This is a genomic window from Yersinia massiliensis (assembly GCF_003048255.1).
Classification (GTDB): domain Bacteria; phylum Pseudomonadota; class Gammaproteobacteria; order Enterobacterales; family Enterobacteriaceae; genus Yersinia; species Yersinia massiliensis_A.
Genome location: NZ_CP028487.1, coordinates 300,836 through 322,293, shown reverse-complemented (window position 1 = coordinate 322,293; position 21,458 = coordinate 300,836). Strand labels below are relative to the sequence as shown.

Sequence of the window (21,458 nt, the reverse complement as noted above, 5' to 3'; positions counted from 1 at the left end):
TACGGAACAGAGCCTGCAAAAGCAGGCTCCTGATAAAACGCACGCTTATCAAACACTCGATTAGAACTGTTGTTCTTCCGTCGAGCCGGTCAGTGCTGTCACGGATGACTCACCGCCCTGAATGATATTGGTGACTTTATCGAAGTAACCCGTGCCGACTTCTTGCTGATGAGAGGCAAAGGTATAGCCGCGCTCAACGGAAGCAAATTCTGGTTGCTGTACCTTCTCGACGTAATGTTTCATACCCTCGCCCTGCGCGTAGGCATGGGCCAGATCGAACATGTTGAACCACATGCTGTGGATGCCTGCCAGCGTAATAAATTGATATTTGTAGCCCATCGCAGACAAGTCATCTTGGAAGCTAGCGATTTGTTGGTCGGTCAGATTCTTTTTCCAGTTAAATGATGGCGAACAGTTGTAAGCCAACAATTTACCTGGGAATTTAGCGTGAATCGCATCAGCAAAACGTTTAGCTAGCGCCAAGTCCGGCGTAGAGGTCTCACACCAAACCAAATCAGCGTAAGGGGCATAGGCCAAACCACGACTGATAGCTTGCTCAACGCCGGCGTGGGTACGGAAGAAACCTTCTGCGGTGCGCTCACCCGTAATAAACTCACTGTCATACGGATCGCAATCAGAGGTCAGTAAATCGGCAGCATCGGCATCGGTACGAGCAATCAGTAACGTTGGTACGCCTAAAACATCAGCTGCTAAGCGGGCGGCCACCAGTTTCTGAATAGCTTCCTGAGTTGGCACCAAGACCTTGCCGCCCATATGACCACATTTTTTCACTGCGGCTAATTGGTCTTCGAAGTGAACGCCAGCAGCACCGGCTTCAATCATGGCTTTCATCAATTCAAACGCATTCAATACGCCACCAAAACCGGCTTCGGCATCGGCCACGATTGGCAGGAAATAGTCGGTATAACCTTTGCTACCCGGTTCAATGCTATTTGACCATTGGATCTGATCCGCGCGACGGAAGCTGTTATTAATGCGCTTAACCACCGCAGGAACTGAGTCGACCGGATATAGCGACTGATCGGGGTACATGCTGGACGCCGTATTAGCATCAGCGGCAACCTGCCAGCCTGATAAGTAAATTGCCTCGACACCCGCCTTCGCTTGTTGCAATGCCTGACCCCCCGTGAGCGCACCCAAACAGTTGATATAACCTTTGCGTGATTCGCCGTGCAGTAGCGCCCATAGTTTTTTCGCGCCATGCTGGGCTAATGTGCACTCTGGATTAACGGACCCACGCAGCTTAATCACTTCCTCGGCACTATAGGGGCGGGTAATACCTTCCCAACGCGCTGATTTCCATTCCTGTTCCAATTGCTGAATTTGTTGAGTACGAGAGGTTGTCATGGCGATATTCCTTATTGTCTAATTTTGTAGGGTTTAATAGAGCGTTATACCCAACGTCATTGAAGTTGCAGTTAGGCAGCCAGTGAACGAATCCCGATGAGCTGACACAAGTCAGTAATTCGGGTGAGCGAACGTCGCTAACACCGCTGCTGCTTCAAAGACGAAGGGTATCTCAGGCGAGTAATGCGTAGCCCGGCAACGTCAGGAAGTCGATAAGCTCGTCTTGTGTTGTAATACGCTCCATCAGACGTGCAGCTTCTTCAAACCGCCCACCATCAAAACGTTCTGTGCCAAGTTCAAGCTTCACTACCTGCATTTCTTCACTCAACATGCTTCGGAACAGCTCTTTCGTCACCGTTTGCCCATTGCTCAGACTTTTTTGGTGATGTATCCATTGCCAGATAGAAGTACGGGAAATCTCAGCCGTTGCGGCATCTTCCATCAGGCCATAAATCGGCACACATCCATTACCGGATATCCATGCTTCAATGTATTGCACCGCCACGCGGATATTGGCTCGCATGCCTTCTTCGGTACGATCGCCCGTGCAAGGCTCCAACAGTTCTGCCGCAGTGATGGGTTTGTCTTGCTCACGACTCACCTCTAGTTGGTTTGGTCGTTCGCCCAATACCTTGTTAAAAACATCCATCACGGTATCGGCCAGACCGGGGTGGGCAACCCAGGTGCCATCGTGGCCATTACTGGCTTCTAACTCTTTATCAGCGCGAACTTTATCCAGAACCAGTGCATTTTTTTCTGGGTCTTTGTTCGGGATAAAGGCTGCCATACCGCCCATCGCCAATGCACCACGCTTATGGCAAGTTTTGATCAGTAAACGAGAGTAGGCACTTAAGAATGGTTTAGTCATCGTGACTGACTGACGATCTGGCAACACACGATCGCTGTGATTTTTCAGCGTCTTGATATAACTGAAGATATAATCCCAGCGACCACAGTTTAAAGCCACAATATGATGGCGCAGATGGTAGAGAATTTCGTCCATCTGGAATACCGCGGGCAATGTCTCAATCAATACCGTGGCTTTGATAGTGCCTTGCGGCAAATCGAAACGCTGCTCAGTGAAACTGAATACCTCACTCCACCAAGCCGCTTCTTGGTAGGACTGCATCTTCGGTAAGTAGAAATAGGGGCCGCTGCCGTTCGCAAGCAATAACTTATAGTTATGATAGAAATACAAGGCGAAATCGAACAAGTTGCCAGGGATATCTTCCCCTTGCCATTTAACGTGTTTTTCCGGTAAGTGCAGCCCACGAACTCGGGCAATCAATACCGCAGGATTGGGCTTTAGCTGATAGATTTTGCCGGATTCGTTTGCATAAGAGATTGTCCCTTTTACCGCATCGTGCAAATTAATCTGCCCTTCGATGACCTTATCCCAGCTAGGTGCGAGTGAATCCTCAAAGTCGGCCATAAAGACTTTTACATTCGCATTGAGGGCATTAATCACCATTTTGCGCTCAACTGGACCTGTAATTTCTACTCTGCGATCACGCAAGTCTGCAGGAATGCCTTGAATCTTCCAGTCACCGTCGCGAATGGAAGTGGTTTCCGAAATGAAATCAGGCAATGCACCTTGATCGATGGTCTGCTGCCAAGAGGCCCGTGCAGCAAGGAGTTTGCTACGTGGCGCTGCAAATTTCACGACCAATTCCGCCAAAAACTCAATAGCGTCATCAGGTAAAACCTGCCGTTCAGCAGTGTTAAAATGCTGGGTGAAAACTAACTCCGTGCCGACTATCTGTTGTGTCATTACCCTTCCCCTTCCCCATCTCACGACTTTCACATCAACGCTAATACAGCGTCACTATTGGACTCTTATCGGGTAATACGCTTCGGCTATAAATTGAAGGCTAGATTTCATGGTCATTTTTCATCCCGACAGCACTAAGAATAATCAATTAATTGTGAAAATCAAAAACGATTTCCATTTTTATATAAAATATTTTTTTAATCTTTATTTATCATGTTGTTAACATTATCGTGATGAGCCTGAAGATAGGAATCAACTTCCATTCAATCAATTTTTGCGAGATAAGTTATTGTTTTTCAAAGAGATCAGACCAGTTAATGAGAGGAGAGTGATACTTATTAGGAGGGAAAATAGGCTGGCGGCTTCGATTCAGCCGCCATAACTGAGGATTAACAGGGGAATTTAATCGAGCGTAGGATTCATATGGCGCAAATCAAAAGGCGTGATTTGGTAGACATAGTAGTTGAGCCAATTAGCAAACAACAGATGCCCATGACTGCGCCATGACGCTTTGGGTGGCAATGTCGCATCATCCTCAGGGAAATAATTCAGGGGGACTTTCGGATTAAGCCCTGCGAGGACATCACGTTCATATTCTCCCGCGAGAGTATCAACATCGTATTCGGGATGACCCGTGACGAAAGCCATCCGCTTATCTTTGCTGGCAAATAGATAAGCGCCAGCCTCTTCTGATGAGACTAATATATCCAAATCGGTATATTGCTGAAGCACCTCAAGCGGGAAATCAGCATAGCGAGAATGAGGAGCGAGAAACGTCTCGTCAAAACCTCGAGTAAGCAGTGCTAGCGGCTCTCGTGTTTGATGCTGATAAATACCTGAGAGTTTGACCTCACGAGTCATCTTAGGAATGCCATATAAGATATTTAACGCCGCTTGAACTGCCCAGCACACAAACAGCGTTGATGTAACGTGATCCTTCGCCCAAGCGATAATTCGCTCAATCTGCGGCCAGTACGCAACGTCACAGAAATCGACCAATCCTAGAGGTGCGCCAGTGACTATCAGCCCATCGAAGTTCTGATCTTGGATATCCTCAAAGTCGCAATAGAAGTTGTTCAGATGCTCCGCTGGGGTATTCTTTGACTCACGGCTATCAATGCGCAGTAATTGAATATCGACTTGTAAGGGGGAGTTGGAGAGTAAACGCAGGAATTGATTTTCCGTCTCAATTTTCTTAGGCATCAGATTCAAAACTAACACCTTCAGGGGACGAATTTCCTGAGTTTTTGCACGTGATGAGGTCATGACAAAGACATTCTCATTGCGCAAGAAACTCACCGCAGGTAATTCATCAGGAACCCGAATTGGCATGCCTATATCCTCAATATATCCGTTTATACGTTTAGACTTCTAGATGCCTGAAGATAGCGGGTTTGTGATGAAAAGTCGAGCGTTCTCCTGCAACCTGAAAATGTTTCATTGCGGGAGTCACACTATCTGTAGCCGATATATTAGCCAGTTTGATCTTAATTGTGACTAGGACAAAAAGATCTATAAAGAAAAAGCCTCCCTGAAGGTAGCTAGAAATAGATGACAAAGGGTCTATTGCCCTGAGGACAAGCAGACCGCAAAGACGCCATAAAATCAGCACTACTTGTTAAGGAGTATCATTTCTTTCGGATAGATTTTTTAATAGCAGAAAAGCAAAAAAGGCCACCCGTTAGGGTAGCCTCTTTTGTTTATTTGATGCCTGGCAGTGTCCTACTCTCGCATGGGGAGACCCCACACTACCATCGGCGCTACGGCGTTTCACTTCTGAGTTCGGCATGGGATCAGGTGGGACCACCGCGCTATGGCCGCCAGGCAAATTCTGTCTAAATCAACCCGCTACACGTCTCTTCGCGCAGCCAGTCAACCCAATCTCGGAACTTCGCTGAAAATCTCTCTCTCAATACCACCAAAACACCTTTGGTGTTGTAAGGTTAAGCCTCACGGATCATTAGTACTGGTTAGCTCAATGCATCGCTGCACTTACACACCCAGCCTATCAACGTCATCGTCTTTAACGTTCCTTCAGGGGGCTTGAAGCCCCAGGGAAGACTCATCTCGAGGCAAGTTTCCCGCTTAGATGCTTTCAGCGGTTATCTCTTCCGAATTTAGCTACCGGGCAATGCCATTGGCATGACAACCCGAACACCAGTGATTCGTCCACTCCGGTCCTCTCGTACTAGGAGCAGCCCCTCTCAATCTTCCAACGCCCACGGCAGATAGGGACCGAACTGTCTCACGACGTTCTAAACCCAGCTCGCGTACCACTTTAAATGGCGAACAGCCATACCCTTGGGACCTACTTCAGCCCCAGGATGTGATGAGCCGACATCGAGGTGCCAAACACCGCCGTCGATATGAACTCTTGGGCGGTATCAGCCTGTTATCCCCGGAGTACCTTTTATCCGTTGAGCGATGGCCCTTCCATTCAGAACCACCGGATCACTAAGACCTACTTTCGTACCTGCTCGAGCCGTCACTCTCGCAGTCAAGCTAGCTTATGCCTTTGCACTAACCTCACGATGTCCGACCGTGATTAGCTAACCTTCGTGCTCCTCCGTTACTCTTTGGGAGGAGACCGCCCCAGTCAAACTACCCACCAGACACTGTCCTCACCCCAGATTATGGGGCCGAGTTAGAACATCAAACATTAAAGGGTGGTATTTCAAGGTTGGCTCCATGCAGACTGGCGTCCACACTTCGATGCCTCCCACCTATCCTACACATCAAGGCTCAATGTTCAGTGTCAAGCTATAGTAAAGGTTCACGGGGTCTTTCCGTCTTGCCGCGGGTACACTGCATCTTCACAGCGAGTTCAATTTCACTGAGTCTCGGGTGGAGACAGCCTGGCCATCATTACGCCATTCGTGCAGGTCGGAACTTACCCGACAAGGAATTTCGCTACCTTAGGACCGTTATAGTTACGGCCGCCGTTTACTGGGGCTTCGATCAAGAGCTTCGCCTTGCGGCTGACCCCATCAATTAACCTTCCAGCACCGGGCAGGCGTCACACCGTATACGTCCACTTTCGTGTTTGCACAGTGCTGTGTTTTTATTAAACAGTTGCAGCCAGCTGGTATCTGCGACTGGCTTCAGCTCCGAGAGCAAGTCTCTTCACCTAGCGCCAGCGTGCCTTCTCCCGAAGTTACGGCACCATTTTGCCTAGTTCCTTCACCCGAGTTCTCTCAAGCGCCTGAGTATTCTCTACCTGACCACCTGTGTCGGTTTGGGGTACGATTTCGTGTTACCTGATGCTTAGAGGCTTTTCCTGGAAGCATGGCATCAACTACTTCTGCACCGTAGTGCATCGTCATCACACCTCAGCGTTGATAAGCAACCGGATTTACCAAGTCACTCCGCCTACATGCTTAAACCGGGACAACCGTCGCCCGGCTAGCCTAGCCTTCTCCGTCCCCCCTTCGCAGTAACACCAAGTACAGGAATATTAACCTGTTTCCCATCGACTACGCTTTTCAGCCTCGCCTTAGGGGTCGACTCACCCTGCCCCGATTAACGTTGGACAGGAACCCTTGGTCTTCCGGCGTGCGGGTTTTTCACCCGCATTATCGTTACTTATGTCAGCATTCGCACTTCTGATACCTCCAGCAGTCCTCACAGACCACCTTCAACGGCTTACAGAACGCTCCCCTACCCAACAACGCCTAAGCGTCGCTGCCGCAGCTTCGGTGCATGGTTTAGCCCCGTTACATCTTCCGCGCAGGCCGACTCGACCAGTGAGCTATTACGCTTTCTTTAAATGATGGCTGCTTCTAAGCCAACATCCTGGCTGTCTATGCCTTCCCACATCGTTTCCCACTTAACCATGACTTTGGGACCTTAGCTGGCGGTCTGGGTTGTTTCCCTCTTCACGACGGACGTTAGCACCCGCCGTGTGTCTCCCGTGATAACATTCTTCGGTATTCGGAGTTTGCATCGGTTTGGTAAGCCGGGATGGCCCCCTAGCCGAAACAGTGCTCTACCCCCGAAGATGAGTTCACGAGGCGCTACCTAAATAGCTTTCGGGGAGAACCAGCTATCTCCCGGTTTGATTGGCCTTTCACCCCCAGCCACAAGTCATCCGCTAATTTTTCAACATTAGTCGGTTCGGTCCTCCAGTTAGTGTTACCCAACCTTCAACCTGCCCATGGCTAGATCACCGGGTTTCGGGTCTATACCTTGCAACTAGACGCCCAGTTAAGACTCGGTTTCCCTACGGCTCCCCTATTCGGTTAACCTTGCTACAAAATATAAGTCGCTGACCCATTATACAAAAGGTACGCAGTCACACCACGAAGGTGCTCCCACTGCTTGTACGTACACGGTTTCAGGTTCTATTTCACTCCCCTCGCCGGGGTTCTTTTCGCCTTTCCCTCACGGTACTGGTTCACTATCGGTCAGTCAGGAGTATTTAGCCTTGGAGGATGGTCCCCCCATATTCAGACAGGATGTCACGTGTCCCGCCCTACTCATCGAGTTCACAAGCAGTGTGTTTTGGTGTACGGGACTATCACCCTGTACCGTGCGACTTTCCAGACGCTTCCACTAACACACCACTTGATTCAGACTCTGGGCTCCTCCCCGTTCGCTCGCCGCTACTGGGGGAATCTCGGTTGATTTCTTTTCCTCGGGGTACTTAGATGTTTCAGTTCCCCCGGTTCGCCTCGTTAGACTATGTATTCATCTAACGATAGTGCAACGAATTGCACTGGGTTTCCCCATTCGGGTATCGTCGGTTATTACGCTTCATATCAGCTTACCGACGCTTTTCGCAGATTAGCACGCCCTTCATCGCCTCTGACTGCCTAGGCATCCACCGTGTACGCTTAGTCGCTTAACCTCACAACCCAAAGATGTTTTATCGTGAAGATAAAGACCTTCATGCTGTGATTATTGAGAGACTCTCACACAGGTTACTGATTATCTCGATACTTCTACGGTGAGATAATGTTCAGCTGTATGGTTTCAATTTTCAGCTTGTTCCAGATTGTTAAAGAGCAATATTTCACAACCCACTGAAGCCTTGCGACCGCAGTACGTTTTGAAATAGTTTTTTATATGGTGGAGCTAAGCGGGATCGAACCGCTGACCTCCTGCGTGCAAGGCAGGCGCTCTCCCAGCTGAGCTATAGCCCCATATAAAAAGCAAATCACCTTATTGCTGCAACTCAACAGGGAATGGTGAGTTGGTGGGTCTGAGTGGACTTGAACCACCGACCTCACCCTTATCAGGGGTGCGCTCTAACCACCTGAGCTACAGACCCAACAAGGTACTAAAGCCCGACTAATTTCTCAGTCCGGCCTTATTTGCTCGTTACTTTCTATCAGACAATCTGTGTGGACACTACGCAATGCGTATCGTGAGGTAAGGAGGTGATCCAACCGCAGGTTCCCCTACGGTTACCTTGTTACGACTTCACCCCAGTCATGAATCACAAAGTGGTAAGCGCCCTCCCGAAGGTTAAGCTACCTACTTCTTTTGCAACCCACTCCCATGGTGTGACGGGCGGTGTGTACAAGGCCCGGGAACGTATTCACCGTAGCATTCTGATCTACGATTACTAGCGATTCCGACTTCATGGAGTCGAGTTGCAGACTCCAATCCGGACTACGACAGACTTTATGTGGTCCGCTTGCTCTCGCGAGTTCGCTTCACTTTGTATCTGCCATTGTAGCACGTGTGTAGCCCTACTCGTAAGGGCCATGATGACTTGACGTCATCCCCACCTTCCTCCGGTTTGTCACCGGCAGTCTCCCTTGAGTTCCCACCATTACGTGCTGGCAACAAAGGATAAGGGTTGCGCTCGTTGCGGGACTTAACCCAACATTTCACAACACGAGCTGACGACAGCCATGCAGCACCTGTCTCACAGTTCCCGAAGGCACCGAAGCATCTCTGCTAAGTTCTGTGGATGTCAAGAGTAGGTAAGGTTCTTCGCGTTGCATCGAATTAAACCACATGCTCCACCGCTTGTGCGGGCCCCCGTCAATTCATTTGAGTTTTAACCTTGCGGCCGTACTCCCCAGGCGGTCGACTTAACGCGTTAGCTCCGGAAGCCACGCCTCAAGGGCACAACCTCCAAGTCGACATCGTTTACAGCGTGGACTACCAGGGTATCTAATCCTGTTTGCTCCCCACGCTTTCGCACCTGAGCGTCAGTCTTTGTCCAGGGGGCCGCCTTCGCCACCGGTATTCCTCCAGATCTCTACGCATTTCACCGCTACACCTGGAATTCTACCCCCCTCTACAAGACTCTAGCTTGCCAGTTTCAAATGCAGTTCCCACGTTAAGCGCGGGGATTTCACATCTGACTTAACAAACCGCCTGCGTGCGCTTTACGCCCAGTAATTCCGATTAACGCTTGCACCCTCCGTATTACCGCGGCTGCTGGCACGGAGTTAGCCGGTGCTTCTTCTGCGAGTAACGTCAATCACTGCGGTTATTAACCACAATGCCTTCCTCCTCGCTGAAAGTGCTTTACAACCCGAAGGCCTTCTTCACACACGCGGCATGGCTGCATCAGGCTTGCGCCCATTGTGCAATATTCCCCACTGCTGCCTCCCGTAGGAGTCTGGACCGTGTCTCAGTTCCAGTGTGGCTGGTCATCCTCTCAGACCAGCTAGGGATCGTCGCCTAGGTGAGCCATTACCCCACCTACTAGCTAATCCCATCTGGGTTCATCCGATGGCGTGAGGCCCGAAGGTCCCCCACTTTGCTCTTTCGAGGTCATGCGGTATTAGCTACCGTTTCCAGTAGTTATCCCCCTCCATCAGGCAGATCCCCAGACATTACTCACCCGTCCGCCGCTCGCCGGCAAAGTAGCAAGCTACTTTCCGCTGCCGCTCGACTTGCATGTGTTAGGCCTGCCGCCAGCGTTCAATCTGAGCCATGATCAAACTCTTCAATTTAAGATTTGTTTGATTTGCTACCGAAGTAGCGATGCTCAAAGATTACTTTCTGCAAATATGCATTCGAACCGAAGTTCAAATGTTTACTGCTTTGGTCACTCTTCAAGACTTTGATATTGCTTCTGCCTGTCGAAACAGGCTTCGATATCGTCTTGCGAGTGCCCACACAGATTGTCTGATAAATTGTTAAAGAGCAGTGAGTTAGCAACCTTCCGGTCAGTAACTCGAGGTGCGCATATTACGCTTTCCTCACTCAGAGTCAACTACTTATTTCGTTGATTTTCTCTGTTCTCTTTGCCGGTCACTTAACTACTTGATTCGTCATGTGCCGTCTCGATGGATGCGCATTATAGGGAGTCGAATTTTTTGCACAACCCTTTTTTCGCCTTTTTCTACTGTTTGAATACTTTTCACTCCTTACGTGTAGATCTTGGTCGATCCGCTGTGTATTTACTGCCGCACCGCTCCCTGATTGGTTGTAATTTCATCAGCAACGGCTAGTATTGCCAGTAAAAGTGATCTTATAAGTGAGGTTATTGTTATGTCTGATGCTATTCGCCCCTTTCAGCAGGATTTTCCAACTTTAGGTTCTCGCGTAATGATCGATAGATCCAGCGTGATCATTGGCAATGTTATCTTGGGCGATGATGTCAGTATCTGGCCACTAGTGGCTATCCGAGGTGACGTCAATCAAGTCGTTATTGGCGCACGTTCAAATATTCAAGACGGCAGTGTGTTACACGTTACCCATAAGTCTGAGCATAATCCCGAAGGGGATCCGCTGATTATTGGTGAAGATGTGACTGTGGGACACAAAGCTATGCTTCATGGTTGTACTATCGGCAACAGAGTACTCGTTGGGATGGGGTCGATCCTATTAGATGGGGCAATTATAGAAGATGATGTGATGATTGGTGCCGGCAGCCTTATTGCTCCTGGGAAGCGATTGGCCAGTGGTTTCCTATATATGGGTAGTCCTGCCAAACAAATCAGGCCGTTAACACCTGCAGAATTAGAAGGTCTTCTTTACTCGGCAGGTAACTACGTACGCTGGAAAGATGAGTATTTGGCAGAAACTAAATAGCCGAGACTGAATTAGTTGTCATAATAGATGATGCAGGAAATAGGCTTATATCTTTCCTGCATTATTCTGCTCTTCTATTTATGTAGTTCATTACGCAGTTGATTTAGTACTGGCGAAATTTCAGGCATTACACCATGCCAGAGCTGAAAAGCATGTGCTGCTTGTCCCACTAGCATACCCAAACCATCCGCAGAAGAATTCACACCAAGCCGCTTGCACCAAACTAAAAATGGCGTGTCCTCAGCCTGATAAAACATATCGTAACAACGTGTTTGAGGGCCGATAATACTTGTCGGTAAGTTTGGAACTTCACCATGAATGCCAGAAGCTGTCGCATTGATAATTAAGTCAAATTGACGCTCGTGTATAGCATGCATTTCAGCAGCATCAATATCACCCAAATGGTGGAAAACTTCAGCAAGTTGTTTGGCGCGGGCATAAGTCCGATTAGTCACAACAACCTTACATCCATACGATAACAATGGAAGGATAACACCATGCGCTGCTCCCCCAGCCCCCACTAACAAGATGTTATCGGTTTCATGAATCAAATGGAGCCGTTCAAGGTCACTTAGCAAGCCAATACCATCCGTATTGTCACCTAATAAGCGGCCATCCTCTAACTGCTTGATCGTATTAACAGCTCCTGCCAATGATGCACGATCTGTTAGTTCATCACATTTGGCGTATGCACGTTCTTTAAATGGTGTTGTGATGTTTGCTCCCGCTGCACCATCAGCAAAAAAGCGCGCTAACACTTCTTCAAACGTTTCAGTCGGAGCGAGCACCTTACCGTAATGATGTTCTATACCTGTTTGCTCAGCAAAAAGTGCATGGATCCTCGGCGATTTACTGTGCCCAATTGGATTACCAAACACTGCGAACTTCTGATCCATGCTATTTCCTACCCTTGACGAAATTGCTTACCGGTTAAAGCATCTCTGATTTCAGATGGTTTTAAGCGACCACCAACCTTGCCGAGGAGCACCGGTAGTGAAGGGCCAAATTGTGTTCTTACTTCTTCTTCTGTACGACAAGGCTCAAGACCACTCAAATTAGCGCTGGTTGAAACCACTGGTTTGCCATATTGCAAACACAATTGTTGGACAAGTGGGTGGTCACTCACCCTGACGGCCAATGAATCAAAATCCCCCGTAAGCCAATGTGGTGTATCTACTCTAGCGGGAATAACCCATGTTACTGGTCCTGGCCAACAGGAAAAAATCGTCTCACGTTGTAGATCACTTAACGCTGAATCATCAACGTAGGGTTTTAATTGCTCATAACTTGCTGCAATAAGGATTAAGCCCTTTTGCCATGGGCGTTGCTTTAAAGCTAATAAAGCATTCACTGCCTTTTCACTATCAGGGTCGCAACCTAAGCCAAAAACAGCCTCTGTCGGATAAGCAATAACCTCTTCTTGCTGTAAGGCCCGTAATACTTCTGCCAAACCATCATTATTCTTTTTTATACTCACCTTGTTATTACTCACTTTCTACGACCTTCCCACATAACTTACTGGCGCAAAAAAATTTGACGCCTTGCGCTGTTCTCTTTTCCATTAACAATGGATAGTGACAATAACAGCAGTTTCCAGCAATAGGTTGCTGGTTAATAGTAAATTGGCAATCTGGATAACGGTTACAGGCATGGAAAATCTTCCCAAAACGTGACTTACGTTGAAGGAGTTTTCCTTGACCACATTGCGGACAATTTATCGATGTCTCATCCGGTTTATCAATCACTTCAGTATGATCACATTGTGGATATTGGCTGCACCCAATAAACATACCAAAACGCCCTTGGCGCAATACCATCTCTGAGCCACATTTAGGACAAAACTGCCCATCTAGGACTTTTACAATATGACCATCAGATTGTGCTTTTAAAGGGCGAATATACTGGCAGTCGGGATAGTGTGAACAACCAAGGAATGGGCCATGCCCCCCACTGCGGATGACTAGAGCCGAGCCGCATTCAGGACATGAACCATTATCCTTGGCAGTAACTGTTTTCGTCATAACGCCTTCTATAATAAAGTTATTAGCCAGTGGAATTACCACTTAATGCACATAACCTTCGTTGACTTCAAAAAGTAGCTCTTCCATCTGCTGATAGGCATTTTCATTACCCGGTATGTTAAACAACACCATCAGCACAACCCACTTCAGATCTTCCAGATCCAGCTCATTAGAATCTAGCGCCATAATTCGATCGATAACCATTTCTCGAGTATCGAAGTGTAGGACCTGAATTTGCTCTAGGAACAGGATAAAACCACGGCAAGTGACATCCAGACGTTGGGACTCTTCTGCCGTATAAATACGTAATGCCTGCGGGTCAGCGGCGTAGAGATAAGGTGCTTTCTGCCCTTCCTGTAGATCGGCAAGTGCCTCTAACCAATTTAGGGCGTTGTTGATATCCTCACGATAGAAACCTGCGTCAGCAAGATCGTCAGTAATCTTATCTTGGTCGACAAGCATTTCTGACTCGTTATGCATATAAGTTTCAAATAAGTAAATTAAAACGTCGAACATGGCCTGCCCTCCTTAATCGGACATAGCCGCCGGGTACTGCTGCGATCCACCCTGCTAACTCCAGCTCGAGCAATTTGCTTACGATGTCTGGCACAGGTTGGCCGGCACGTTCGGCGACGACATCAACAGGTGTCACCTCATCTCCTACGTTAGCCAACACATCAGCAAATGGCAATTCAACTTGCTTCTCTGAGGAAGAAATAATTTCTTCCTCAGGTAATGATATCCACTGGAGCGAACCGCTTAGCTGCTCAGCGATACTCTGCGGAGAGCTTGCTAAATAGGCTCCTTGCTGAATCAACCAGTGCACTCCTTCACTGGCAGCACTCCCTAATGGCCCCGGTAAAGCAAAAACATCTCTTCCTTGTTCAATAGCATAACTGGCTGTAATCAAAGAGCCACTTTTCAGTGTTGCTTCAACAACGAGTACACCTAAACTTAACCCACTAATTATACGGTTCCTTTTAGGGAAATGCGCTGCAATCGGTAATGCCGTCGTAAAGAACTCAGAGACTAATGCCCCACCTTGCTGTTCTATCTCTTTCGCCAAATGGTTGTGTCGCCACGGATAAATATTCTCTAATCCGCTCCCCAATACTGCGATAGTTTTTCCTTTTGCATTCAAAGCTGCTTGATGACAAATACCATCAATCCCCATTGCAAGGCCGCTGGTGATGACTAATCCTGTTTGGGCCAGTTCTGAAGCAAAGTGACGGCCCCACTGCTCACCATAATGGCTAAAATGGCGACTTCCAACCATAGCGATTTGTGGGCGGTATATAACCTCCAGATCGCCGGAAACAAAAAGTACTAAAGGTGCACTTGAGATATGAGCTAAGCGAGGTGGATAGCCAGGCTCGCCATAAGCCAACAAATGGTGGGAGGGATGATTTAGCCAAGTTAATGCGGCCTCAATATAGTGGGGATCAACTTGATAAAATTGCTGACATTGCAGTGGGTTCAGCCCGTAAGCAACTAATCTGCTGGGATGAATATCACCACTCGCAAGTAACCGCTTTGCCAAACCACTCCTTTTTGCTACGCCAAACCCCTTAACTTTGCTCATCCTGAGCCATAATTCTGCTGATAACATACGCCTCCCTGGCTTGTTTCTACACTGACACCGATTTGTTCAATTGGTAGCCAATGCTGTCAATCCGGACGAGAAATGTCTAGAATAGAGATTGAATATCATTCACTACTCGGACGCAGATCTAGATATTTATGTCAGTATTACAAGTATTACATTACCCAGATGAGCGGCTGCGCAAAATTGCTGCGCCTGTAAAAGAAGTCAATGGTGAAATCCAGCGTATTGTCGACGACATGTTCGAAACGATGTACGCAGAGGAAGGGATTGGTCTTGCCGCAACTCAAGTGGATGTCCATCTGCAGATTATCGTCATTGATGTCTCCGAAAACCGTGACCAACGTTTGGTGTTAATTAACCCAGAACTGTTGGAAAAAAGCGGTGAAACAGGCATTGAAGAAGGTTGCCTATCCATTCCGGAACAACGTGCATTGGTTCCTCGCGCCGAAAAAGTAAAAATCAGGGCGTTAGATCGTGACGGTAAAACGTTCGAATTGGAAGCTGATGATTTACTCGCGATTTGCATCCAGCATGAAATGGATCACTTAGTCGGGAAACTATTTGTGGACTATTTGTCACCGCTGAAACGTCAGCGTATCCGCCAGAAGCTAGAAAAAATGGCTAAATTGAATGCCCGTGACAACTAATCCATCTCATTGCAGGAAATCTACGTGTCTGACTCTTTGCGGATTATTTTTGCCGGAACACCTGATTTTGCAGCGCGCCATTTAGGTACGTTGCTTTCTTCTCAGCATCAAATTGTTGGTGTTTTCACTCAACCGGACCGCCCGGCAGGACGAGGTAACAAACTCACCCCGAGCCCTGTGAAGGTATTGGCCGAGCAACACAATGTTCCTGTTTTTCAGCCAAAATCATTACGTCCGGAAGAAAACCAACATTTAGTTGCCGATCTTAAGGCTGATATCATGGTTGTGGTTGCCTATGGCCTGATATTACCGGCATCGGTGTTGGCAATGCCGCGATTAGGCTGTATCAATGTCCATGGCTCCTTGCTGCCGCGCTGGCGTGGTGCTGCTCCAATCCAACGTTCAGTCTGGGCTGGAGATGCAAAAACTGGGGTCACAATCATGCAAATGGATGTTGGACTAGATACCGGCGACATGCTGTATAAGATTGAATGCGATATTGAACCGGATGACACGAGTGCAACATTGTACGATAAACTTGCTTACTTAGGCCCTCAAGGCTTATTGGTGACGCTTCAGCAACTAGCCGAAGGCAGTGCGCAGCCAGAAGTACAAAATGAAGCATTAGCAACTTACGCAGAAAAACTTAGCAAAGAAGAAGCCAGATTAGATTGGTCACTTCCTGCGGCACAGTTAGAACGTTGTATTCGTGCTTTTAATCCTTGGCCTGTCAGCTATTTTATCGTTGATGAACAACCGGTTAAAGTTTGGCATGCACAAGTACTCCCTGCGATGAATAATACCCAGCCCGGAACTATCATTCATGCTGATAAGCGTGGAATTCAAGTGATGACGGGGGACGGTGTTCTAAATATCACGCAACTACAGCCTGCTGGTAAAAAAGTGATGTCTGTAGCTGACTTATTAAATTCACGTCGCGAATTGTTCGCGCCGGGGAGCCAGTTAGCATAATAAATTCAGTTTCAACGACTTACTCAATAGATTTCATCGCCCGACTCATTTTCATCGGGCTACTTTCCCTTTATTTGCTGACGTTTGTCAGCTTTTTTGGTTATGAAAAACACATATAATCTCCGCAGCATCGCTGCCAAAGCAATTAGCCAAGTATTGGATCAGGGGCAATCACTCAGTACCGTTTTGCCTGGGCTACACAATAATATTTCTGATAAAGATCGCGCATTGCTGCAGGAGTTATGTTTTGGCACTTTGCGTGTCCTGCCGCAATTAGAGTGGTGTATCCAGCAATTAATGGCTCGCCCATTGACTGGTAAACAGCGGGTTTTTCACTATCTGATTATGGTTGGACTCTACCAGCTAATTTATACGCGCATTCCCGCTCATGCAGCGCTAGCAGAAACAGTGGAAGGTGCTACAGCGCTAAAACGTCCTCAATTGAAAGGATTGATCAACGGCGTATTGCGTCAATTCCAACGCCAACAAGTTGAGCTATTGGAGCGAGCGGGAAATAACGATAGCCACTATCTTCATCCAAGCTGGTTACTCGCAAGAATTAAGCGGGCATATCCCGAACAATGGCAACAAATACTGGATGCAAATAATCAAAAACCACCAATGTGGTTACGTGTTAACCGTCTGCATCATACTCGTAATGAATATCTTGAGCTTTTAAAACAAGCAGGTATTGAAGCAACACCACATGATGTTTTTCCCGATGCATTACGCCTTATCACTCCTTGTGCTGTCAATTCACTACCCGGCTTTGAACTTGGTTGGGCCACCGTGCAAGATGCATCTGCCCAAGGTTGCGTGGATCTGCTTGATCCGCAAGATGGTGAGCAGATCCTTGATCTCTGCGCCGCTCCTGGTGGCAAAACAACCCATATCCTAGAAGCTGCGCCAAAGGCCCATGTATTGGCTGTTGATATTGATGAAGTGCGCCTCAATCGGGTAAAAGAAAACTTAAAGCGTTTGCAACTGCATGCTGTCGTGCGCGTCGGTGATGGAAGAACACCAGAGGTATGGTGCGGTGGTCAACTCTTCGATCGTATTCTGCTAGATGCACCTTGCTCTGCAACTGGTGTGATACGTCGTCACCCTGATATCAAATGGTTACGCCGCGATAGTGATATTGCTGAACTTGCCCAATTGCAATCCGAGATCATTGAAGCTATCTGGCCTAAACTGAAAAAAGGTGGCGTAATGGTTTATGCTACCTGTTCTATATTGCCGGAAGAAAATCAGCAGCAAATTATGGCATTCTTACAACGCCATGCTGAAGCCAAACTGGTTGAAACAGGTACTATTACATTACCCGGTAAACAAAACCTGCCCCACCCTGAGGATGGCGACGGTTTCTTTTATGCAAAAGTGATCAAAAGATAGTCGTGGTTTTGACTACGCCTCAAACCTAATTTCAGTGTGAAACAGAGAACGCTATGAAAATAATAATTCTTGGGGCGGGGCAAGTTGGTGGAACCCTAGCGGAAAATCTGGTGGGTGAGAACAATGATATCACTGTCGTTGATGTTGATGCTGGGCGTCTACGTCAGTTACAAGATAAATTTGATCTACGCGTGATACAAGGACATGGATCGCACCCTCGAGTTTTACGAGAGGCGGGAGCTGAAGACGCCGATATGTTGGTTGCAGTAACGAATTCTGATGAAACCAATATGGTTGCTTGCCAAATTGCTTACTCACTATTTAATACACCAAATCGAATTGCTCGAATCCGTTCAGCTGAATATATCCGTGAAACCGACAAATTATTTCTTCCAGAAGCTGTTCCGATTGACCATCTCATTTCGCCAGAACAACTCGTTATTGATTATATCTATAAATTGATTGAGTACCCTGGTGCACTGCAGGTGGTTAATTTTGCCGAAGGCAAAGTCAGTATCGCGGCCGTTAAAGCCTATTATGGCGGACCTTTAGTGGGGAATGCACTGTCCTCACTTCGTGAACATATGCCGCATATCGACACCAGAGTTGCTGCGATATTTCGTCAAGATCGCCCTATTCGCCCACAAGGCTCAACAATCATTGAAGCAGGTGACGAAGTTTTCTTTGTAGCGGCCTCGCAACATATCCGTGCAGTAATGAGTGAATTACAGCGTCTAGAGAAGCCCTATAAGCGCATAATGATTGTTGGTGGAGGCAATGTTGGCGCCGGTTTAGCCTTACGGTTAGAAAAAGATTATAGCGTAAAATTAGTTGAACGCGACCAACAGAGAGCTGCTGAACTAGCCGAAATGTTACATGATACTATCGTTTTTTATGGCGACGCATCAGACCAAGAACTGCTGGCTGAGGAACATATCGAGCAGGTTGATGTTTTTATCGCGATTACCAATGATGATGAAGCGAATATAATGTCTGCGATGCTGGCAAAACGGATGGGTGCTAAAAAGGCGATGGTATTAATTCAGCGCAGCGCTTATGTCGATCTCGTTCAGGGAAGCGTCATTGATATCGTTATCTCACCCCAGCAAGCCACAATTTCTGCACTGCTCGGCCATGTTCGTAAAGCTGATATCGTCAGCGTATCATCGTTAAGGCGCGGTGTTGCAGAAGCAATTGAAGCTATTGCTCATGGTGATGAAAGTACCTCAAAAGTTGTCGGTCGCATGGTGGAAGATATTAAGCTGCCACCGGGTACGACTATTGGCGCGATTGTTCGCGGTGATGAAGTCATCATAGCTAACAGTAATTCAATTATTAAACAGGGCGATCATGTTGTGATGTTTATTACTCACAAGAAATTTGTGCCCGACGTTGAACGATTGTTCCAACCAAGCCCATTCTTCTTGTAATGAGTAATAGTTAAGATATCTATATAGGTTAATAAATTAAAACCAATATCATGAAAGTTAGGAAAAACTTCCTATAATTAGGACTGTATCGAGTTTTAATTAGCTAGAATAGAATTATTCATTTTGAAATGGGGTGTTGGTTATGAGTTTCATGAAGGAATTCCGTGAATTTGCCATGCGTGGCAATGTAGTCGACTTAGCTGTTGGTGTCATTATTGGTGCAGCATTTGGCAGGATTGTTTCTTCACTTGTTGCCGATATCATTATGCCACCATTGGGTCTATTACTCGGTGGCGTCGATTTTAAACAATTCCATTTCGTATTACGTGCAGCCGAAGGAACGATACCCGCTGTAGTAATGAATTACGGTACATTCATCCAGAGCATTTTTGATTTTGTTATTGTGGCCTTGGCAATATTCTCAGCGGTTAAGCTTATGAATAAACTACGCCGTGAAAAAGCGGAAGAACCTGCAGCGCCGCCAGCGCCAACAACTGAAGAAAAACTCTTGGCAGAGATTCGTGATTTGCTCAAAGCACAGCAATCAAAATAATTCCGACTGTATCAAACGCTAACGCCATCAATATTTGATGGCTTTTTTATAGTCCGAAAATTAGAAAACCAGTGGTAAATAATCAATGAATTGCTTACCACTGGCCTCCCAGTTACCGCCTTTTGCATGCTTATCTTTGCGTTGGTAACTACCTTTCCCTTTGCTATTTTTCTCAATACGCTGCCTAAAAAGTGGGTCATGAAGTAACGCTTCTAATGCATTATCTTTTATTTTTCCCTTGGTATGGCGATATGTCGTCATATTAATTGCCTCATCGATAACTATTTAGATTAAAAAACCTACGGATAATACTGCTTGTTTGAACTGATTGATATGTCTCAGTGAAAATTTTAGCCTAAGACCAATTCTTCAGTTGCCCCTTGTTCCAATGTTTCAAGAATGGAGCAGTAAGTCGTTGCATGTGAACTTCCACAGCAGGCCTTACTAAGGCGCTTAAGTGACTCACGCATTTTTTTAAGCTCGGCAATCTTGCATTCCACATCATGTAACCGTGAATCAACAATTGCTTTTGACTCTTGGCATGTATGATGATCTGGATCTACCCGTATCGACAATAATTCAGTGATAGTTTCCAATGTAAAACCGAGTTGTTTCGCATAGCGGATAAATCGTAAGCGCTGTAAATCTTGTTCATTATAAAGTCGATAGCCCCCCTCAGTACGTTCACCGTGCTGCATCATTCCTTGTTTCTCATAGTACCGGATGGTATCTGGAGTCACATCGGCGAGTTTAGCGAGTTGCCCAATTTTGAACATTGCCTATTCCTCATTTGATAGTCTATCGGCCACCCTATGCTGATATTCTTGATGCAAAAAGTCAGTGCTAAGCCCAGCTTGTTTTAGCCTCATTTCCAGCAACATTAGTCGACTACGCAATTTTGTTTGAGCATCATGCTGGTTACCTAATTGCGATAGTAGGTCAACAATAGTAAGTGCTTCCTGGCGATCCTGCAATTCAGGGGGGAGATATCCCGCATTCTTCAATAATCTATACCCAACCCTCAAATCAAGAGGTACAAAAGAATCATCATCAAGTTGTAAAGGCTTGCCATTTCCTGAGAGATTATCGAACTCACCATTTTTCTGAGCATCGGCAATGTATCTTTCAGCCCATTCATCAATTAATCCCATATAGCACCTGTAAAATAGGATCTACGAAAATAAGAGTTTCATTTAGATTAACAGATTAATAATAGGTAAAAGAGGCTGTGCACTGAAGAATCGGAGTACATCTTAAAGTTATGGACGTAAAAAAACCGGGCAAGCCCGGTTTTTTTACGCGTTTACAGATTACTCTGCAGCAACTACTTCTGCTTGCGATGCAGCACGATCAACTAACTCGATGTAAGCCATCGGTGCGTTGTCGCCTGCACGGAAGCCACACTTCAGAATACGAGTGTAACCACCGGCACGGCTCGCGAAACGCGGGCCTAGCTCGTTAAACAGTTTTGCCACGATCTCGTTATCACGAGTACGGGCGAATGCCAGACGACGATTAGCTACGCTGTCGGTCTTGGCAAGAGTAATCAGCGGCTCAACAACGCGACGCAGCTCTTTCGCTTTCGGCAGGGTCGTCTTGATTATCTCATGACGAACCAAAGAGCCGGCCATGTTACGGAACATAGCCTGGCGATGGCTGCTGTTACGGTTCAGTTGACGACCACTCTTACGATGGCGCAT

Annotated in this window: 18 protein-coding genes, 2 tRNA genes and 3 rRNA genes; 6 read left to right on the top strand and 17 right to left on the bottom strand. The window is 47.0% G+C overall.

Going from position 1 to position 21,458, the window contains the following annotated elements:
- Window positions 1-60 precede the first annotated feature (60 nt).
- The 8 genes from aceA to DA391_RS01445 form a co-directional block, all read right to left on the bottom strand.
- The gene (gene aceA, locus DA391_RS01480) at window positions 61-1,368 is read right to left on the bottom strand and encodes an isocitrate lyase (RefSeq protein WP_050286680.1); all 1,308 of its coding nucleotides are present in this window, start codon (window positions 1,366-1,368) and stop codon (window positions 61-63) included.
- Between the two features lie 172 nt (window positions 1,369-1,540).
- Window positions 1,541-3,139 carry a malate synthase A gene (gene aceB, locus DA391_RS01475; RefSeq protein WP_050286681.1) on the bottom strand — a complete coding sequence of 533 codons (1,599 nt, stop codon included), beginning with the start codon at window positions 3,137-3,139 and terminating at the stop codon, window positions 1,541-1,543.
- 402 nt (window positions 3,140-3,541) lie between these two features.
- Window positions 3,542-4,471: a homoserine O-acetyltransferase MetA gene (gene metA / locus DA391_RS01470; protein ID WP_050082958.1), complete on the bottom strand. Its 930-nt coding sequence runs from the start codon at window positions 4,469-4,471 to the stop codon at window positions 3,542-3,544.
- Between the two features lie 377 nt (window positions 4,472-4,848).
- Window positions 4,849-4,964 (bottom strand): 5S ribosomal RNA (gene rrf, locus DA391_RS01465).
- 114 nt (window positions 4,965-5,078) lie between these two features.
- A 23S ribosomal RNA gene (locus DA391_RS01460) occupies window positions 5,079-7,985 on the bottom strand.
- A 219-nt stretch (window positions 7,986-8,204) separates the two neighbouring features.
- Window positions 8,205-8,280 (bottom strand) — tRNA-Ala (locus DA391_RS01455).
- A gap of 51 nt (window positions 8,281-8,331) precedes the next feature.
- A tRNA-Ile gene (locus tag DA391_RS01450) sits at window positions 8,332-8,408 on the bottom strand.
- Window positions 8,409-8,510: 102 nt separating this feature from the next.
- Window positions 8,511-10,053 (bottom strand): 16S ribosomal RNA (locus tag DA391_RS01445).
- The 16S, 23S and 5S rRNA genes sit together here with 2 tRNA genes alongside, the layout of an rRNA operon.
- 541 nt (window positions 10,054-10,594) lie before the next feature.
- Here DA391_RS01445 and DA391_RS01430 point away from each other — a divergent pair.
- The gene (locus DA391_RS01430; protein ID WP_050874078.1) at window positions 10,595-11,137 is read left to right on the top strand and encodes a gamma carbonic anhydrase family protein; all 543 of its coding nucleotides are present in this window, start codon (window positions 10,595-10,597) and stop codon (window positions 11,135-11,137) included.
- Window positions 11,138-11,211: 74 nt separating this feature from the next.
- On the opposite strand, the gene aroE is transcribed toward DA391_RS01430, so the two are convergent.
- The 5 genes from aroE to dprA are packed head-to-tail and all read right to left on the bottom strand — an operon-like array spanning window position 11,212 to window position 14,767.
- Window positions 11,212-12,033 (bottom strand): shikimate dehydrogenase, encoded by an 822-nt coding sequence (aroE, locus tag DA391_RS01425; protein WP_050874081.1) that lies wholly within the window; start codon window positions 12,031-12,033, stop codon window positions 11,212-11,214.
- An 8-nt stretch (window positions 12,034-12,041) separates the two neighbouring features.
- Complete coding sequence (gene tsaC, locus DA391_RS01420; protein WP_409994397.1) at window positions 12,042-12,629, bottom strand: L-threonylcarbamoyladenylate synthase type 1 TsaC; 588 nt, start codon at window positions 12,627-12,629, stop codon at window positions 12,042-12,044.
- On the bottom strand, window positions 12,622-13,158 hold the full coding sequence (locus tag DA391_RS01415; protein WP_050083110.1) for a DNA topoisomerase family protein: 537 nt from the start codon (window positions 13,156-13,158) through the stop codon (window positions 12,622-12,624). Before DA391_RS01415 ends, tsaC begins: the two co-directional genes overlap by 8 nt.
- A 42-nt stretch (window positions 13,159-13,200) precedes the next feature.
- Complete coding sequence (locus DA391_RS01410) at window positions 13,201-13,674, bottom strand: DUF494 family protein (RefSeq protein WP_049609332.1); 474 nt, start codon at window positions 13,672-13,674, stop codon at window positions 13,201-13,203.
- Window positions 13,646-14,767, bottom strand: a complete 1,122-nt coding sequence (dprA, locus tag DA391_RS01405; RefSeq protein ID WP_050874083.1) for a DNA-protecting protein DprA — start codon at window positions 14,765-14,767, stop codon at window positions 13,646-13,648. Before dprA ends, DA391_RS01410 begins: the two co-directional genes overlap by 29 nt.
- 131 nt (window positions 14,768-14,898) lie before the next feature.
- Here dprA and def point away from each other — a divergent pair, with 131 nt between their 5' ends.
- The 5 genes from def to mscL all read left to right on the top strand — a co-directional run bounded on the left by def (window position 14,899) and on the right by mscL (window position 19,758).
- A complete protein-coding gene (gene def, locus DA391_RS01400; RefSeq protein WP_019213310.1) occupies window positions 14,899-15,411 on the top strand; it encodes a peptide deformylase in 513 nt (170 codons plus the stop codon).
- A gap of 24 nt (window positions 15,412-15,435) precedes the next feature.
- Window positions 15,436-16,383 (top strand): methionyl-tRNA formyltransferase, encoded by a 948-nt coding sequence (gene fmt / locus DA391_RS01395; RefSeq protein WP_108087278.1) that lies wholly within the window; start codon window positions 15,436-15,438, stop codon window positions 16,381-16,383.
- Window positions 16,384-16,485: 102 nt separating this feature from the next.
- Window positions 16,486-17,775 carry a 16S rRNA (cytosine(967)-C(5))-methyltransferase RsmB gene (rsmB, locus tag DA391_RS01390; RefSeq protein ID WP_108087277.1) on the top strand — a complete coding sequence of 430 codons (1,290 nt, stop codon included), beginning with the start codon at window positions 16,486-16,488 and terminating at the stop codon, window positions 17,773-17,775.
- Window positions 17,776-17,828: 53 nt separating this feature from the next.
- Window positions 17,829-19,205: a Trk system potassium transporter TrkA gene (gene trkA / locus DA391_RS01385; RefSeq protein ID WP_019213307.1), complete on the top strand. Its 1,377-nt coding sequence runs from the start codon at window positions 17,829-17,831 to the stop codon at window positions 19,203-19,205.
- Between the two features lie 142 nt (window positions 19,206-19,347).
- Window positions 19,348-19,758 (top strand): large-conductance mechanosensitive channel protein MscL, encoded by a 411-nt coding sequence (gene mscL, locus DA391_RS01380; protein ID WP_019213306.1) that lies wholly within the window; start codon window positions 19,348-19,350, stop codon window positions 19,756-19,758.
- A gap of 60 nt (window positions 19,759-19,818) precedes the next feature.
- Here mscL and DA391_RS01375 read toward each other — a convergent pair whose 3' ends face one another.
- From DA391_RS01375 to rplQ, 4 genes are all read right to left on the bottom strand, one after another.
- The gene (locus DA391_RS01375; protein WP_050083100.1) at window positions 19,819-20,019 is read right to left on the bottom strand and encodes an alternative ribosome-rescue factor A; all 201 of its coding nucleotides are present in this window, start codon (window positions 20,017-20,019) and stop codon (window positions 19,819-19,821) included.
- An 89-nt stretch (window positions 20,020-20,108) separates the two neighbouring features.
- Entirely contained in the window at window positions 20,109-20,534 is a 426-nt protein-coding gene (gene zntR / locus DA391_RS01370; RefSeq protein ID WP_050083099.1) for a Zn(2+)-responsive transcriptional regulator, read from the bottom strand.
- A 3-nt stretch (window positions 20,535-20,537) separates the two neighbouring features.
- Window positions 20,538-20,909 (bottom strand): DUF1992 domain-containing protein, encoded by a 372-nt coding sequence (locus DA391_RS01365; RefSeq protein ID WP_050083094.1) that lies wholly within the window; start codon window positions 20,907-20,909, stop codon window positions 20,538-20,540.
- Between the two features lie 159 nt (window positions 20,910-21,068).
- Window positions 21,069-21,458, bottom strand: coding sequence for a 50S ribosomal protein L17 (gene rplQ, locus DA391_RS01360; RefSeq protein WP_004391407.1), 390 nt, complete (start codon window positions 21,456-21,458; stop codon window positions 21,069-21,071).

What these genes read in the sequence shown, in the direction of transcription:
- aroE (WP_050874081.1), bottom strand. Translation starts at nt 12,033, where the DNA reads ATGGATCAGAAGTTCGCAGTGTTTGGTAATCCAATTGGGCACAGTAAA.
- DA391_RS01430 (WP_050874078.1), top strand. Translation starts at nt 10,595, where the DNA reads ATGTCTGATGCTATTCGCCCCTTTCAGCAGGATTTTCCAACTTTAGGT.
- DA391_RS01375 (WP_050083100.1), bottom strand. Translation starts at nt 20,019, where the DNA reads ATGACGACATATCGCCATACCAAGGGAAAAATAAAAGATAATGCATTA.
- def (WP_019213310.1), top strand. Translation starts at nt 14,899, where the DNA reads ATGTCAGTATTACAAGTATTACATTACCCAGATGAGCGGCTGCGCAAA.
- aceB (WP_050286681.1), bottom strand. Translation starts at nt 3,139, where the DNA reads ATGACACAACAGATAGTCGGCACGGAGTTAGTTTTCACCCAGCATTTT.
- aceA (WP_050286680.1), bottom strand. Translation starts at nt 1,368, where the DNA reads ATGACAACCTCTCGTACTCAACAAATTCAGCAATTGGAACAGGAATGG.
- mscL (WP_019213306.1), top strand. Translation starts at nt 19,348, where the DNA reads ATGAGTTTCATGAAGGAATTCCGTGAATTTGCCATGCGTGGCAATGTA.
- DA391_RS01415 (WP_050083110.1), bottom strand. Translation starts at nt 13,158, where the DNA reads ATGACGAAAACAGTTACTGCCAAGGATAATGGTTCATGTCCTGAATGC.
- DA391_RS01365 (WP_050083094.1), bottom strand. Translation starts at nt 20,909, where the DNA reads ATGGGATTAATTGATGAATGGGCTGAAAGATACATTGCCGATGCTCAG.
- rplQ (WP_004391407.1), bottom strand. Translation starts at nt 21,458, where the DNA reads ATGCGCCATCGTAAGAGTGGTCGTCAACTGAACCGTAACAGCAGCCAT.
- dprA (WP_050874083.1), bottom strand. Translation starts at nt 14,767, where the DNA reads ATGTTATCAGCAGAATTATGGCTCAGGATGAGCAAAGTTAAGGGGTTT.
- zntR (WP_050083099.1), bottom strand. Translation starts at nt 20,534, where the DNA reads ATGTTCAAAATTGGGCAACTCGCTAAACTCGCCGATGTGACTCCAGAT.
- metA (WP_050082958.1), bottom strand. Translation starts at nt 4,471, where the DNA reads ATGCCAATTCGGGTTCCTGATGAATTACCTGCGGTGAGTTTCTTGCGC.
- trkA (WP_019213307.1), top strand. Translation starts at nt 17,829, where the DNA reads ATGAAAATAATAATTCTTGGGGCGGGGCAAGTTGGTGGAACCCTAGCG.
- rsmB (WP_108087277.1), top strand. Translation starts at nt 16,486, where the DNA reads ATGAAAAACACATATAATCTCCGCAGCATCGCTGCCAAAGCAATTAGC.
- DA391_RS01410 (WP_049609332.1), bottom strand. Translation starts at nt 13,674, where the DNA reads ATGTTCGACGTTTTAATTTACTTATTTGAAACTTATATGCATAACGAG.